Raw genomic sequence first — 12,994 nt, forward strand, 5'->3', positions numbered from 1 at the left:
GATCTCCAGTTGGTTCAGTGGTCAGATATCCAGCACGATTTCAGAATCGTTCAGCGCACGCGACACGCATACGGCCACATAGCGCGAGCGCTCTTCCTGCCCGAGGCAGCTGTCCAGGTGGATCGGCGAGCCGTCGATGTGCTTCGTGAGGCAGGTGCCGCAATAGCCTTCGCGGCACGAATGGTCGATGTCCAGCCCGGCGTCCAGCAACGCGTCGAGCATTGACTGCCCGGCATCGACAGGCACCACGAGGCCGGAACGCGCACAACGAACGCGGAACGGCAGCGGCCCGACAGGCACGGCCGGCACGGGCGCGGCACCGAAGCGCTCTTCGTGGATCGACACGCCCGGCATGCCCGCAGTGGCCTCGCGCACGTGCTGCATGAGCGATGCCGGACCGCAGGTGTAGATGCGGACCGGACCTGCGAGATCGGGGAAGCGCTCGGACAACACAAACTGGTTTCCGTCACTTCCATCGGACACTACGATGACGGCCTTGCCACGTGCGACCAGTGCGCTCACGTCGTCCGCATATGGCAGCCGCTCCAGGTCACGCACGCACACGACGAGCTCGTATGCACGGCCTGCGCGGTCGAGCGCCTCTGCCATGCAGAGGACCGGCGTGATGCCGATGCCACCCGCAATCAGGATGATGCGGGCATCGTCGTCATGCAATGGAAAATTGTTCTTGGGCGGGCCGATCTCGAGCGTGGCACCGACTTCGAGCGAATCGTGCATCCAGCGCGAGCCGCCGCGGCCGGCCGCTTCGCGCTGCACTGCAATCACGTAGGGGTTTGTCGCTTCCCATGTACGGACCAGCGAGTAGTGGCGAGGACCAACACCGGGCACCCGGACCTCGATGTGCGCACCCGGCGTGTATTCGGGAAGATCTGCCTCGGAGCTTCCGAGTTCGTACTCGATCACCTGGCTGTTGAGCTTGCGAGCCCTTTGCACTTGCACGACAATCGTTTGCAGCATGAAACCAATTCCTGTGGAGGCATCTCATACGTCTCGCGTCTCTTTCTTGCCGATGAGTTTCCTTGCTACGCAGCGGCCTCACAAACCATTTGTTTTCCTCGTGACATCAGTTGAAGTCATCCGTCGCCCATGAAGCGCCGACTGCCCCCGCTCCTGGCCCTGCGCGCATTCGAGGCAGCAGGCCGCCACATGAGCTTCTCCAAGGCCGCTGAAGAACTGAACGTCACGCAAGGCGCGATCAGCCGTCAGATCAAACTGCTCGAAGAGTTCCTGAAGGCGCCGCTGTTCCGTCGCCTCACCCGCCAGGTTGAACTCACGCCTTTCGGCCAGTCGTACCTCGTTCCCGCAACGCAGGCACTCGACCTGATCGAGAACGCCACGCTCCAGGGCCTCGACCAGGCACGTTCGCTGTCGGTGAGCCTGCTGCCCACGATGGGCACGCTCTTCCTCATGCAGCGGCTCACGGCGTTCATGACGGCGTACCCCGAAATCCGCCTTCAGGTGTCGGCATCGCTCGAGCCCGTGAACTTCAAGCGCGACCCGGTGGACGTCGCCTTGCGGGTGGGCAAGGTGCCGGGCCACGACTATGTCGAAGGCGGTTCGCAGATCACGTTCCGGATGTCGGAGAGTTGGACCGACGTGACAGCCATGCACCTGTGGGACGACTACATCACACCGGTCTGCTCGCGCGATTTCCTCGCGCGACACGGCCCGTTGCATTCCATCGACGATCTTGCAAAGCACTGCCTCATCCACAACATGGCACGTGCGGATTGCTGGCCGGCGTGGCTGCGCGCCTCCGGCAAGGAAGACCTGACTGGCCGCGTGCGCATGGAGGTGGGCCATTCGTACATGGCTGTGCTCGCGGCACGCGCGGGCCAGGGCATCGCCTGCGTTCCGGTCATCGAAGTGGAAACACCCGAGTGGCGCGACGAGCTCGTGCAGCCGTTCGACCTGAGGCTGCAGAGCTCCGGTGCCTACTACCTGCTCTGCCCTCGCGAGAAGGCCTTGTCGCCGGAAGTGAAACTGTTCTCCAGCTGGCTCTCCGCGCAGTACTGAAGCAGCCTGCTCAGGCCTTGCGGCGACCCAGCAGCGCCGCCAGCGATCCGACGATGCCCTGGCGGAACGAGAACACGCACACCATGAAGATCACGCCCAGGATCACCTGGACCCATGGGCCGACGCGCGTGGCCAGTTCGTTCTGCAGCGTGACGACCAGGAAAGCCCCGACGACCGGCCCCAGCAACGTACCGACACCACCGAGCAGCGTCATCAGGATGATCTCGCCCGACATCGACCAGTGCACGTCGGTGAGCGACGCAAGCTGGAACACGATGGACTTCGTCGCTCCTGCGGCGCCGGCCAGTGCGGCAGAAATGACGAACGCACCGAGCTTGTAGCGCGCGACGTCGTAGCCGAGCGAAATCGCACGCGGCTCGTTCTCGCGGATGGCGTTCAGCGCCTGCCCGAACGGCGACTCCACCACGCGCCAGATGAACACGAAGCCCACCATGAAGACAGCGAACACGACGTAGTAGAGCGTCATGTTGTCCTGAAGGCTCACGCCGGGAACGAGCTGGCCGCGCGGGATGTCCTGCAGGCCGTCTTCACCGTGCGTGAACGGCGCCTGCAGCCACACGAAGTACAGCATCTGCGCCAGCGCGAGCGTGACCATGGAGAAGTAGATGCCTTGCCGGCGGACGGCGAGCACACCTACCGCGTATCCGAGCGCCGCGCCGCAGGCTGCGCCGGCGGCGATGCCCAGCAGCGGCGGGAAGCCCAGCTCCTTCATGGCGTAGCCGGCCAGGTAGGCGCTGCCGCCGAAGAATGCCGCATGCCCGAAGGAAGTCAGCCCGCCGAAGCCGATGAGCAGGTTGAAGCCGACGGCGAACAGCGCGAAACACCACGCCTTCATGAGGAACACGGGATAGATGCCGGTCCACGGCGCGACAATGCCGAAGACGATCAGCGTGGCAAACAGGATCGATTGCTTTTTCATCAGTTGCGTCCGAACAGTCCGGCCGGTCGCAATGCGAGGACGACGGACATGATGACAAATACGACGATGGCGGAACTCTCGGGGTAGATCATCTTCACGATGCCTTCGATCACGCCCAGCGCCAGCCCGGTGATGATCGCGCCAGCAATGGACCCCATGCCACCGATCACCACCACGGCGAACACCACGATGATGAGCTCCGAGCCCATGCGCGGGCTCACCTGGAAGATGGGCGCTGCAAGCACGCCGCAGAAGGCGGCCAGCCCGACACCCAGGCCGTAGGTGAGGCACACGAGCAGCGGCACGTTGATGCCCAGCGCCTGCGCGGTCGCCGCGTTCTCGGTGCCGGCCCGCAGGTAGGCGCCCATGCGCGTCTTCTCGATGAAGTACCAGACGAGGAAGCAGACCGACAGCGACGCGATTACCACCCACACACGGTACTTCGGCAACATCATGAAGCCGATGTCCACCGCACCGCGCAAGGCGTCGGGGATCGGATACGGCCGGCCCGCCGCTCCGTAGAAGTTCTTGAACAGGCCTTCCAGCACGAGGGCCAGGCCGAACGTGAACAGCATGCCGTAGATCGGATCGAGCTTGCGCAACTTGCGCAGGAAGCCGCGCTCGAAGCCCATGCCCAGCACCGCAACGACGAGCGGCACCACGAGCAACGCCCACCAGTAGCCGATCTGGATGTCGGGGCCGACGAGCTCGGGAAGCTGGACGAGGCACATCCACGCGAGGAACGCGCCCACCATGTACATCGCCCCATGCGCGAAGTTCACGCTGTTGAGCATGCCGAAGATCACCGCGAGCCCCAGGCTCAGCAGTGCGTAGAAGGAACCGTTGATCAGTCCCAGGAGAAGCTGGCTGAAGAATGCAACCATTCAGACCCCCAGCAAGGTTTCGATTTCGGAAGAGCGGCGATCCACGTCCGCCGCCGCGACCTCGAGCGCAACCGCGCCGCGCTCGATGACGTAGTGGCGGTCCGCCACGCGCCGCGCAAACTGGAAGTTCTGTTCCACGAGCACGATGGTGAATGCCTCTTTCTTGAGTTCCCGGATCGCTGCCGACAGTGCCTTGACGATCACCGGCGCCAGGCCTTCGGTGATCTCGTCGAGCAGCAGGATGCGTGAGCCCGTGCGCAGGATGCGGGCCAGCGCGAGCATCTGCTGTTCGCCGCCGGACAGGCGTCCACCCGGGCTCTTGCGGCGCTCATGCAGGTTCGGGAAGAGTTCGTAAATCCGCTCCAGCGACATGCCGCCGCTGGCCACCACGGGCGGCAGCAGCAGGTTTTCTTCGGCCGACAGGGACGCGAAGATGCCCCGCTCTTCCGGACAGTAACCCACGCCCAGCCGCGCGACGCGGTGCGGCGCAAGGCCGAGTGCGTCCCGGCCCCGGATGCGCACGGCACCCTCGCAACGCGACAGCAGACCCATCACCGCGCGCAGCGTGGTCGTGCGGCCAGCGCCATTGCGGCCGAGCAACGTGACCACTTCGCCCGGGCGAACATTCAGGTCGATGCCATGCAGCACATGCGAATCCCCGTAGTACGCATGCAGGCCTTTCACTTCGACGGCGAATTCACTCATCGTCCGATACTCCGATGTAAGCCTGCACCACACGTGCATCGGCCGCGACTTCGCTGTAGCTGCCCTCGGCCAGCACGCTGCCGCGTGCCAGCACGGTCACCGTGTCCGACAGCGCGGACACGACGTTGAGGTTGTGTTCGACGATGAGCACCGTGCGCGATTCCGCCACACGACGGATCAGCCGCGTGACCACGGCCACGTCCTCGATCCCCATGCCCTGGGTCGGTTCGTCGAGCAGCATCACCTTGGGATTCATGCCCAGCGTCGTTGCCAGCTCGAGGCTGCGGCGCTTTCCGTAAGGCAGGCCCGCTGCCTTGTGATGCGCGACGTCTGCCAGATCCACGGCTTCGAGCAGGTTCATCGCTTCGGCGTCGAGGTGCGCAATGGCCTGCGAGCCGCGCCAGAAGCAGTGCGCCAGGCCGTCGCGCTTCTGCAGGCCGACCTTCACGTTGTCCAGCACGGTCATGCCGGAGAAAATGGCCGACACCTGGAACGAGCGCACAAGGCCCATGCGCGCCACGCGCGCCGCCTGCAGCGCAGTGACGTCGTCGCCCTCGAAATGGATGCTTCCCTCCGAAACCGGAAGAAAGCGCGTCAGCAGGTTGAAGACCGTCGTCTTGCCCGCGCCGTTGGGGCCGATCAGCGCGTGGATGGACCCGCGCTTCACGCGCAGGTTCACGTCGTTCACGGCGCGGAAGCCCGTGAAGTGTTTCCCGAGTCCCCGGGTTTCCAGTATGTAGTCGCCGTTCATCGCGTCTTGTCGTTCAAGCTTCCTGCAGCACCATGGCGTCGCCCGCGGCGATCGTGCCTGGTGTGACCACCTCGGCATACACCCCCAGATCACCATGGCCCTGCTTGTCGCGGATGCCCAGCGGCACGTTGACATCGCGGATGGCCGTTTGCGGGTTCACGCTGGTGGCCGCGCAGCGCTTGGTGCGGCGGATGATCCGCAACTTCACGTCGCCCACGTGGAGGGTCCTGCCGACCCAGTCAAGCTCGGACCACGCGGGCGCGCCGTCGAACACCAGGTTTCCACGGAAGCGCACGGGGTCGAGTACGGCGCCCAGCTTCTCCGACAGATCGCGCACGGTGGCAAGGTTGATCAGCGAAATGCTGCGCATCAACTCCACGCCATGCACGCTGACGTCCGTGAACTGGTGACCTTCGGCACGCACCAGGCGGGGCTTGCCCGGCAGCGGCATGCCGACGTAGCCGCCGAGGAAGGCCGCGAACGCTTCACGATCTTCATGCACATCGAGACGGAACTGCTTCGCGGGAAGCCCTGCTTCCTCGACGACCATGAGGTTGTCTGCATCGACATAGCGCGTCTTCAGCCGGGCCAGCCGCTCGTACTTGGCCAGCATGAGGAACTGCGTCTTGGGCGCAGGCTTCGGGATTGCTTCATCGAAGTCGAGCGAGCCATCGGTCACCGCGTAGACACGGTCCATCGGGAAGCCGAAGCCGGCCCGCAGGCCGACCTGCGGCAGGCTTTCCGCGCTCAGGCCCTTGATGGGAAAACGGTAAAGCGCTGCAATATTCACGAGGAGCCCCTGCCTTGCCAGCCGCGACTCAGCGTGCCGATGCGCATGCGCCGGCCACCATCGGCGAGAACGCCTGCTCGGCCTTCACCGTCGCCTTGATGTTGTAGTAGTCCCAGGGGTACTTGGAATCGGCGGGCTTCTTCACGTCCATGAGGTACATGTCGTGCACGTGCAGGCCGTCGGCGCGGATGGTGCCGTTCCTGGCGAAGAAGTCGTTCACCGGCGTGGACTTCATCTTCGCCATGACGGCAGTGGCGCCGTCACCGCCTGCGGACTGGATGCTCTTGAGATAGTGCATGGCGGCGGAATACATGCCGGCATGGACCATGGTGGGCATGCGCTTGTTCGCTTCGAAGAAGCGGCGGGCCCACTTGCGCGATTCCTCGTTCGCGTCCCAGTAGAAGGCTTCGGTCAGCTGGATGCCCTGCGCCTGCGGCAGGCCCATGGCATGCACGTCGGAGATGAAGGTCAGCAGCGAGGCCACGCGCTGCTTGCCGCTCGTGCCCAGGCCGAACTCGCTCGCGCCCTTGATGGCGTTGGTGGTATCCGTGCCGCTGTTGGCCAGCGCGATCACCTTGGCGCCGGAGCTCTGGGCACGCAGCAGATAGGAAGAGAAATCCGTCGTGTTCAGCGGATGGCGCACCGCGCCCACCACCGTGCCGCCGGATGCCTTGACGACGTCGGCCGTGGTCTTCTCGAGGCCATGGCCGAAAGCGAAGTCCACCGTGATGAAGTACCAGCTGTCTGCGCCCTGCGACAGCAGCGCCTTGCCCACCACGTTCGACAGCGCGTTGGCGTCGTACACGTACTGGATGCTGTTGGGTGTGCACGAATCGGTGGTCACGCGCGTCGTGCTCACGCCGCCAAGGACCACCACCTTGTTCTTGTCGCGCGTGACGTTCATCACGGCCAGCGCCACGCCCGAGTTGGAGATGTCGAAGATCGCGTCGACCTTGGACGTGTCGTACCACTCGCGGGCGATGTTCGCGCCGACGTCGGTCTTGTTCTGGTGATCGGCATAGACCACCTCGACCGGACGGCCGAGCACCTTGCCGCCGAAATCGGCCACCGCCATGCGCACGGCGGCGATGGAACCGTTGCCCGCGAAATCCGAGAACGGACCTGACAGGTCCGTCAGCACGCCCAGTTTGACCACGCCATCGGAGACGGCCGATGCGGGCGCAGGAGCCTGGGCGACAGCTTGCTGACAGAAAGCGGCCGTACAAAGCAGCGGCACAGCGAGGCGGGAAAGGATGCGGCTCTTGTTCATGATGTGTTCCAGTTCTTGCGCGGGTTGATGGGCAGTCGACTCGGAGTTCGAGGCTGAAACAAGTCTAAGAAGTGCACCCGTTGCGCAACAACCGACTCTTTTGCCATCAACACATGAGGAAAGCTAATGGCATGCCCGTGCGCACCGCGGAAGTGCACGCCCGCCCGTCGCTGGACGCAAGATGCCTGGATGCATCAAGACGCATGCCAGCCGATGGTGCGCGCGGGGTCGGGCCCGCAGAATGAAAAGGCCCGCTGGTTCCAGCAGGCCTTTTGCCTGGCGGGAGGGTAACAGCGCGATGAAGGCCGTGAGGCCGCGTCAGTGCTAGCGAGCAAACCCTAAAAATGACGCTGATGCCCCCAAGCTTTCGACGCTATCAATGCACGGACTAGCCCACTTGCTAAACGGCTTTTTCCGCTGGGATGCGGCCCGAAAGCCACTGCGCTATTCCGCTTGAAGCCGAGTCTCTTTGTCTTCAATGCGAGGTGCCGTAGCTACTAGCCAGGAACTGCCTCTTGCGATTGAGTATCACCTCATTGGGAATGCAGATGGAAATCGAGGGCTCGATGCAAACACGCCCAATCAGACACTAAAAAGCCCGCACGAGGCGGGCTTTACCGGAAATCTATCAACTCAATCCGCCGCGACAAGTTCGTCAGATTTTCGCCTTTCAGCTGCACCAACGCTGATACCTTTGCTGTTCGTTTTTAGGAGTTCCGAAGCTCGCTGAGTAAGGACCAGCTTCGTTACCTTCATGGTCGCACCCTTCTTGGACACGACTGACTTGGCCGCGAAGAAGCCGCTACTAGATTTGCTCTTGCCAGATTGGTTAGCCATATCGTTCCCCTATGTAGTCTGCTACTCCGAAACAAGCGGCGGTAACCGCCTGCTGCATCTCATCCGAAGCAAAAAAATTCTTGGAACTTGAGTCTAAGTAGACCACACCCAAGACGTCCTGTCCACGCCCCCTGACGGGCACTGCCATCGCGGAAAACCTATCTATTGTCATCTGGCGTGCATCAGCCTGCGTGTAGGACCACTCCTTGACCAATTCGTTCACGTAGTCTTCATACTTCTCGCTTTGCCTAGCCATCACAAACGCTGCGTTCTCCCGAATCGCACGTCCAGTAATCCCCGATCTGATCGAGAATCGACGCCCTGGATCGCTTCCAGGCCCACCTACGTACTTAACGATGTGCTCGATGTGCTCGCTAGTCTCAAGCGGCGGGACCACTCTATGAAACGTCACACGCAAGCTCAAAAGCTCTTCAGCCGTATTCAACCGACCTACGCGCGCTACGACCGCGTGAACGACATGCAACGTTGCGATGAGACCATCGTGTCCACGCGCCGCATCTTCCTTTGAGTCTTGCGCTTTGGCCGCCACTACTTTGATGATCGAGGCCAAGAACAGCCACAAGCAAGCCAAGCCCAACACCCACGGGTCAACACCATTTGACGCAATAACTGGCGATCCAGTCGGAGGCACGTTCGTAGCCTGCCATGCCTTATATGCGGAGTAGAGCGCTCCAATAAAAGGGGGACCAGCTGCAACCAGCTCTACAAGCCATTTCCGCTCGTAGAACGCCCGACGCTTGAAGCCATGAATTGGATTGCCCCTGCCCATTGATGCGCTTGTAGTTATTAAGCGTACTAATTGTCACATATCCTCGTTGGAACAGCTTAGGCGCGGCCGCTGCTCGCCAGATCCGGAATGTTGCAATCGAGCACGAACAGCACGATGCCATGACCGCCATCCCAACCAGATGTAAAAAAGCCCGCTTGGGTGGGCCTGGGTTAATCATGCTCGCCCCCCGCACGGGCCGTAGGTATTATTTTGCTTATTTGATCTTTATTTTGTTAATATGCGCACTTCTATAGTTACTGAGGCGCCAGTGAAACCCAGCAAAAACATGACCATCGAGGATTGGGCGGCTGTTCGGGCGGATGTGACAGCAGCCTTTTCACCGGGATCACCTGTCCAAGAGAAGGATCTCTTTGCGGGTCGCGGCAAGCAAATATCAGCCCTCGAAGACGCCGTGAATCAGAGAGGACGGCACGCGATCGTTTACGGGGAGCGTGGCGTTGGCAAAACGTCGCTAGTAAACATCCTTGGCTTGGTCTCGCGCAGACCCAATCGTGACGTGATCTACGTCCGTGTAAACGCTGATCCCACAGATACTTTCACGACCCTATGGCGAAAAGTCTTCAAGCGACTTAACTACACCGCAGAGGTCGCGGGTGGAAGCAAGCGGATCTCTGATGATTTCTCAGGCGACATCACCCCTGACGATGTCCAGTTGGTCCTCGAGCAGTTTTCTGAGAATCAGATGCCGATCATCGTGCTGGATGAATTTGATCGAATTAAGCAGCACCAAGCCAACATTCTTGTGGCCGACACGATTAAGGCGCTCGCAGATTATTCGGTCAATGCGACATTGGTTGTCGTCGGAGTGGCGGAAGACGTGTCGACCCTGATAGAAGGACACGAGTCCATTACGCGCAGCCTGATCCAGATAAAGATGCCCCGAATGTCCACCGACGAACTTAAGCAGCTCGTTGTAACGCGCTACAGCCGATGCGGGCTGAGTACGGACGCAGATGCGGTGTGGAAGATCGTGTTCTTGTCACGGGGATTGCCATACTATGCCCATCTGCTCGCCATGAACGCTGCACGCTTCGCGATCAGTGAGCGTCGCCTGACTGTGCGCCATACGGACATCGATAAGGCGTTGGACGGTTCCATCACAGAGCTGGATCAATCAATTCGCGAAGACTACATGCGTGCAATCCGCAGCCAACGAGGCGACGACACTCTGTACGCTTCAGTGCTACTTGCATGCGCTTTTGCACAGACGGACGAGTTAGGTCGATTCCAACAGTCTGCTGTTGCGGTACCCCTTAACAAGTTGCACCCCGGGAAAAACTACCAAGCATCGACCTACGCGATGCACATGAATTCATTTTGTGAAGAAGACCGTGGGAACGTATTGCAGCGCGTGGGCACGCCGCGCGCTTACCGATATCGATTTGCAGACCCAATGATGCAGCCGTTCATCATTCTTAAGGGCTTGAATGAGGGGCGACTGACGGATGAGATAGCCCAGATCTTCTCTACAAAGCCGCAGATGGATCTGGGCTTGGGCCCGGGAATTTGAGGGCTACTGAGTTGGTGCTCCGCCGCCACCCCCAAGAAGCTACAGGCGCTGCATCCACCTACAACCCTTGCCTTGCAGTTCGTGCCCCCGCCTCCAAAGCGGGTATGCGAGGATCTGCGACGTACCGTGTGTATGCCCAAGCGATCCCGACCAAATGTGCCCCTTGAGCAGATGAGATGTCAAAGCATGAACTGACACTACCTGAGGTGATTCCCTAAATGAAAAAGCCCTCAGAGCAGGCTTTTTTGGATCAACATGGACCGTCTTGCAGGGCCAATTGGCGGTGGTCCGAGTGGACAGCGAACCCGCCTCACCTCGGGGGTACCCTGAAACAGGGACTTTTACAGGGAAATTCAGGCCATTTCTTTGCTACCTTCAACGTCAGGAGCAAGGCCTTCGAGGGGAAACCCCCTAAGCCCCGATTTCAGCCTCACGCCGCCGCTCCGGTATCAGGGAATTTCCGGCCGCCTAACAGGGAATGTTCAGCTTCATCGGGGCCGTCAACAGCGATTCATTGGAGCCTCGTTGGTCAAACGATCCTTACCCGGCGCCGGCCAGCCCTTGGTCGAGCATCCGCCTAAAGCCACGCCAACTTTATGCCGCTGCGCTGTCTACACGCGCACCTCCACGGACGAAAGATTGGGTCAAGCGTTCAACTCCCTGGACGCGCAGCAGGAGGCCTGCGAAGCCTACATCCAGTCCCAGAAAGCCGAAGGCTGGGTACAGATCCAGAAGACATATGCCGATGGCGGTTTCTCCGGTGGTTCCATGAAGCGACCGGCGCTGCACAAGCTGCTCACGGACATCAAGGCAGGGCTCGTTGATGCTGTTGTCGTCTACAAGATAGACCGTCTCACCCGCTCATTGCGCGACTTCGCCCGCATCGTGGAGCTGTTCGAGGAGCACGCCGTTTCTTTCGTGTCCGTCACCCAGCACTTCAGCACCAGTTCGTCCATGGGCAGGTTGACCCTGAATGTTCTGCTGTCCTTCGCCCAGTTCGAACGAGAGATGTCAAGCGAGCGGGTTCGGGACAAGATCGCGGCCTCCAAACAGAAGGGAATCTGGATGGGAGGTTCAATCCCACTCGGGTATGACGTCGTCAACAGACAGCTGGTTATCAACCCGGCCGAGGCGCAGATCGTCCGGGCGATGTTTGACTTCTATCTGGAGACAAAGAGCGTTACAGCGGTCTCACGCAGACTCAATGAGATAGGGGCACGAACGAAGACTCGTGTGAACAAGGATGGGAAAGTCACAGAAGGGTTCGCTTTCAGGCCTTCCGTGGTCAGGAACATGCTGGACAGCGTGACGTATGCGGGCTACATCCCGCACGGCGAATCATCGTATCCAGGTCAGCACGAGGCGATCATCACGCAAGAGGTCTTCATGATGGCTCGCAAGCTGACGGCGCGAAAGATAGAAGAGCGTCCACTTGAATTGAATGCTCAGCACCCAAGCCTGCTGGCCGGGCTCGTCGCCGACCCCGAAGGATTTGCCATGAGCCCCATCCACGGCATCAAGAAGGGAAAACGCTATAGGTACTACTCCAACGCGAATACCCGGGAGCACAAGATCACTGAGACATCGACGACCAAGCTTTCCATCGCTGCCCCGGTTCTTGAGCCGATCGTCCGGGAGCATGTCGCTCGTTGGCTATCGGACGAGGCCATAGCCCAAGCATCGAAGAAGGAGCTCCTTGAGCTTCAAGCCCAGGCTCAAAATATGAGATCTGCCGATACCAAACGCGTGCGTAAGCTCATGCTGCAGCTCGTCGAACGGGTTTCGATCCGGCAGGACTCCATTCAGATCACGCTTCGAAGCGGCAACCAGCTACGGGCACCGTTCGACCTCAAACCTTATGGGTTGAAGTTCAGACTCTATGTGGAGCCCGAATGGATGAAGAAGCGCGATGAGGAGATGGCTCACCAGGCCGCGCTACCTGAGACTGAGCATCCCCGGCTCGCGTTGACGCCCCAACGGATCGCTCTGGCACGCTCATACAAGTGGCGTGAAGCGCTTATTAGTGGGCAATACAAATCCGTGGAGGCGCTTGCCAATGCGGAACAACTGCCCGCAAAGTACATCGAGAGTGAGCTTCGAAGAGGACTGCTAGCACCAGAAATCACTGAAGCTTTGCTAGGCAACGATGCAGCAAATGCTCCACCGCTTGACTTACACCCTTCTCTTAGCTGGTCGAAGCAGCAAGAAGCCTACAAACAGTCGAAGAGCCCTGAAACAGACTGATCGTCACAGCCTCTTCCAAAAGCGATCTACAGGCTATAGCGAGCATAAAGCATTTCTAGTGCTACGAAGCATTAATGCTTCGTAGCATAACATACTCTTTTGTGACCGTCAATCAGACAGGAGAGTAACCCGGCGGTAGAATGAAGCATTAATGCTTCATTCTACCGCCGGATGAGACTGAAGACTATTTTTTCCCTCTGAAGTCCTTAGGCTCT

At 60.4% G+C, this 12,994-nt stretch carries 11 protein-coding genes; 4 read left to right on the top strand and 7 right to left on the bottom strand.

Annotated elements, in window-relative coordinates; translation table 11 throughout:
* Positions 1-21: 21 nt before the first annotated feature.
* Positions 22-978 carry a PDR/VanB family oxidoreductase gene (locus ACO2Q9_RS04540; RefSeq protein ID WP_423308737.1) on the bottom strand — a complete coding sequence of 319 codons (957 nt, stop codon included), beginning with the start codon at positions 976-978 and terminating at the stop codon, positions 22-24.
* A 129-nt stretch (positions 979-1,107) separates the two neighbouring features.
* Between ACO2Q9_RS04540 and ACO2Q9_RS04545 the strand changes: the two genes are divergently transcribed.
* Positions 1,108-2,037, top strand: coding sequence for a LysR substrate-binding domain-containing protein (locus ACO2Q9_RS04545; RefSeq protein ID WP_423308739.1), 930 nt, complete (start codon positions 1,108-1,110; stop codon positions 2,035-2,037).
* Between the two features lie 10 nt (positions 2,038-2,047).
* Here the strand turns inward: ACO2Q9_RS04545 and ACO2Q9_RS04550 are convergent, their stop codons facing one another.
* Genes ACO2Q9_RS04550 through ACO2Q9_RS04575 form a run of 6 tightly spaced genes read right to left on the bottom strand, consistent with a single transcriptional unit; the run spans position 2,048 to position 7,377 of the window.
* A complete protein-coding gene (locus ACO2Q9_RS04550; RefSeq protein ID WP_423308741.1) occupies positions 2,048-2,977 on the bottom strand; it encodes a branched-chain amino acid ABC transporter permease in 930 nt (309 codons plus the stop codon).
* Complete coding sequence (locus tag ACO2Q9_RS04555; protein WP_423308743.1) at positions 2,977-3,861, bottom strand: branched-chain amino acid ABC transporter permease; 885 nt, start codon at positions 3,859-3,861, stop codon at positions 2,977-2,979. Before ACO2Q9_RS04555 ends, ACO2Q9_RS04550 begins: the two co-directional genes overlap by 1 nt.
* The gene (locus ACO2Q9_RS04560) at positions 3,862-4,566 is read right to left on the bottom strand and encodes an ABC transporter ATP-binding protein (RefSeq protein WP_423308745.1); all 705 of its coding nucleotides are present in this window, start codon (positions 4,564-4,566) and stop codon (positions 3,862-3,864) included.
* Positions 4,559-5,317: an ABC transporter ATP-binding protein gene (locus ACO2Q9_RS04565; protein ID WP_423308747.1), complete on the bottom strand. Its 759-nt coding sequence runs from the start codon at positions 5,315-5,317 to the stop codon at positions 4,559-4,561. The genes ACO2Q9_RS04560 and ACO2Q9_RS04565 overlap by 8 nt, the downstream gene beginning before the upstream one ends.
* A 13-nt stretch (positions 5,318-5,330) precedes the next feature.
* Positions 5,331-6,107 carry an MOSC domain-containing protein gene (locus ACO2Q9_RS04570; protein WP_423308749.1) on the bottom strand — a complete coding sequence of 259 codons (777 nt, stop codon included), beginning with the start codon at positions 6,105-6,107 and terminating at the stop codon, positions 5,331-5,333.
* Between the two features lie 28 nt (positions 6,108-6,135).
* Entirely contained in the window at positions 6,136-7,377 is a 1,242-nt protein-coding gene (locus ACO2Q9_RS04575) for an ABC transporter substrate-binding protein (RefSeq protein WP_423308751.1), read from the bottom strand.
* Positions 7,378-8,614: 1,237 nt separating this feature from the next.
* On the opposite strand from ACO2Q9_RS04575, the gene ACO2Q9_RS04580 reads away from it, so the two are divergent.
* The 3 genes from ACO2Q9_RS04580 to ACO2Q9_RS04590 all read left to right on the top strand — a co-directional run bounded on the left by ACO2Q9_RS04580 (position 8,615) and on the right by ACO2Q9_RS04590 (position 12,779).
* Positions 8,615-8,743 carry a hypothetical protein gene (locus tag ACO2Q9_RS04580; RefSeq protein WP_423308753.1) on the top strand — a complete coding sequence of 43 codons (129 nt, stop codon included), beginning with the start codon at positions 8,615-8,617 and terminating at the stop codon, positions 8,741-8,743.
* Positions 8,744-9,290: 547 nt separating this feature from the next.
* Positions 9,291-10,535 carry an AAA family ATPase gene (locus ACO2Q9_RS04585; RefSeq protein WP_423308755.1) on the top strand — a complete coding sequence of 415 codons (1,245 nt, stop codon included), beginning with the start codon at positions 9,291-9,293 and terminating at the stop codon, positions 10,533-10,535.
* A gap of 525 nt (positions 10,536-11,060) precedes the next feature.
* Positions 11,061-12,779 (top strand): recombinase family protein, encoded by a 1,719-nt coding sequence (locus ACO2Q9_RS04590; RefSeq protein WP_423308757.1) that lies wholly within the window; start codon positions 11,061-11,063, stop codon positions 12,777-12,779.
* The last annotated feature ends 215 nt before the right edge of the window (positions 12,780-12,994 follow it).

This window comes from Variovorax sp. VNK109 (assembly GCF_049445855.1).
Lineage (GTDB): Bacteria > Pseudomonadota > Gammaproteobacteria > Burkholderiales > Burkholderiaceae_C > JAGOCV01.

Bases quoted from the DNA above. Each gene is read 5' to 3' on its own strand.
- ACO2Q9_RS04580 (WP_423308753.1), top strand. From the start codon at position 8,615: ATGAAACGTCACACGCAAGCTCAAAAGCTCTTCAGCCGTATTCAACCG.
- ACO2Q9_RS04555 (WP_423308743.1), bottom strand. From the start codon at position 3,861: ATGGTTGCATTCTTCAGCCAGCTTCTCCTGGGACTGATCAACGGTTCC.
- ACO2Q9_RS04550 (WP_423308741.1), bottom strand. From the start codon at position 2,977: ATGAAAAAGCAATCGATCCTGTTTGCCACGCTGATCGTCTTCGGCATT.
- ACO2Q9_RS04545 (WP_423308739.1), top strand. From the start codon at position 1,108: ATGAAGCGCCGACTGCCCCCGCTCCTGGCCCTGCGCGCATTCGAGGCA.
- ACO2Q9_RS04585 (WP_423308755.1), top strand. From the start codon at position 9,291: ATGACCATCGAGGATTGGGCGGCTGTTCGGGCGGATGTGACAGCAGCC.
- ACO2Q9_RS04540 (WP_423308737.1), bottom strand. From the start codon at position 978: ATGCTGCAAACGATTGTCGTGCAAGTGCAAAGGGCTCGCAAGCTCAAC.
- ACO2Q9_RS04575 (WP_423308751.1), bottom strand. From the start codon at position 7,377: ATGAACAAGAGCCGCATCCTTTCCCGCCTCGCTGTGCCGCTGCTTTGT.
- ACO2Q9_RS04560 (WP_423308745.1), bottom strand. From the start codon at position 4,566: ATGAGTGAATTCGCCGTCGAAGTGAAAGGCCTGCATGCGTACTACGGG.
- ACO2Q9_RS04565 (WP_423308747.1), bottom strand. From the start codon at position 5,317: ATGAACGGCGACTACATACTGGAAACCCGGGGACTCGGGAAACACTTC.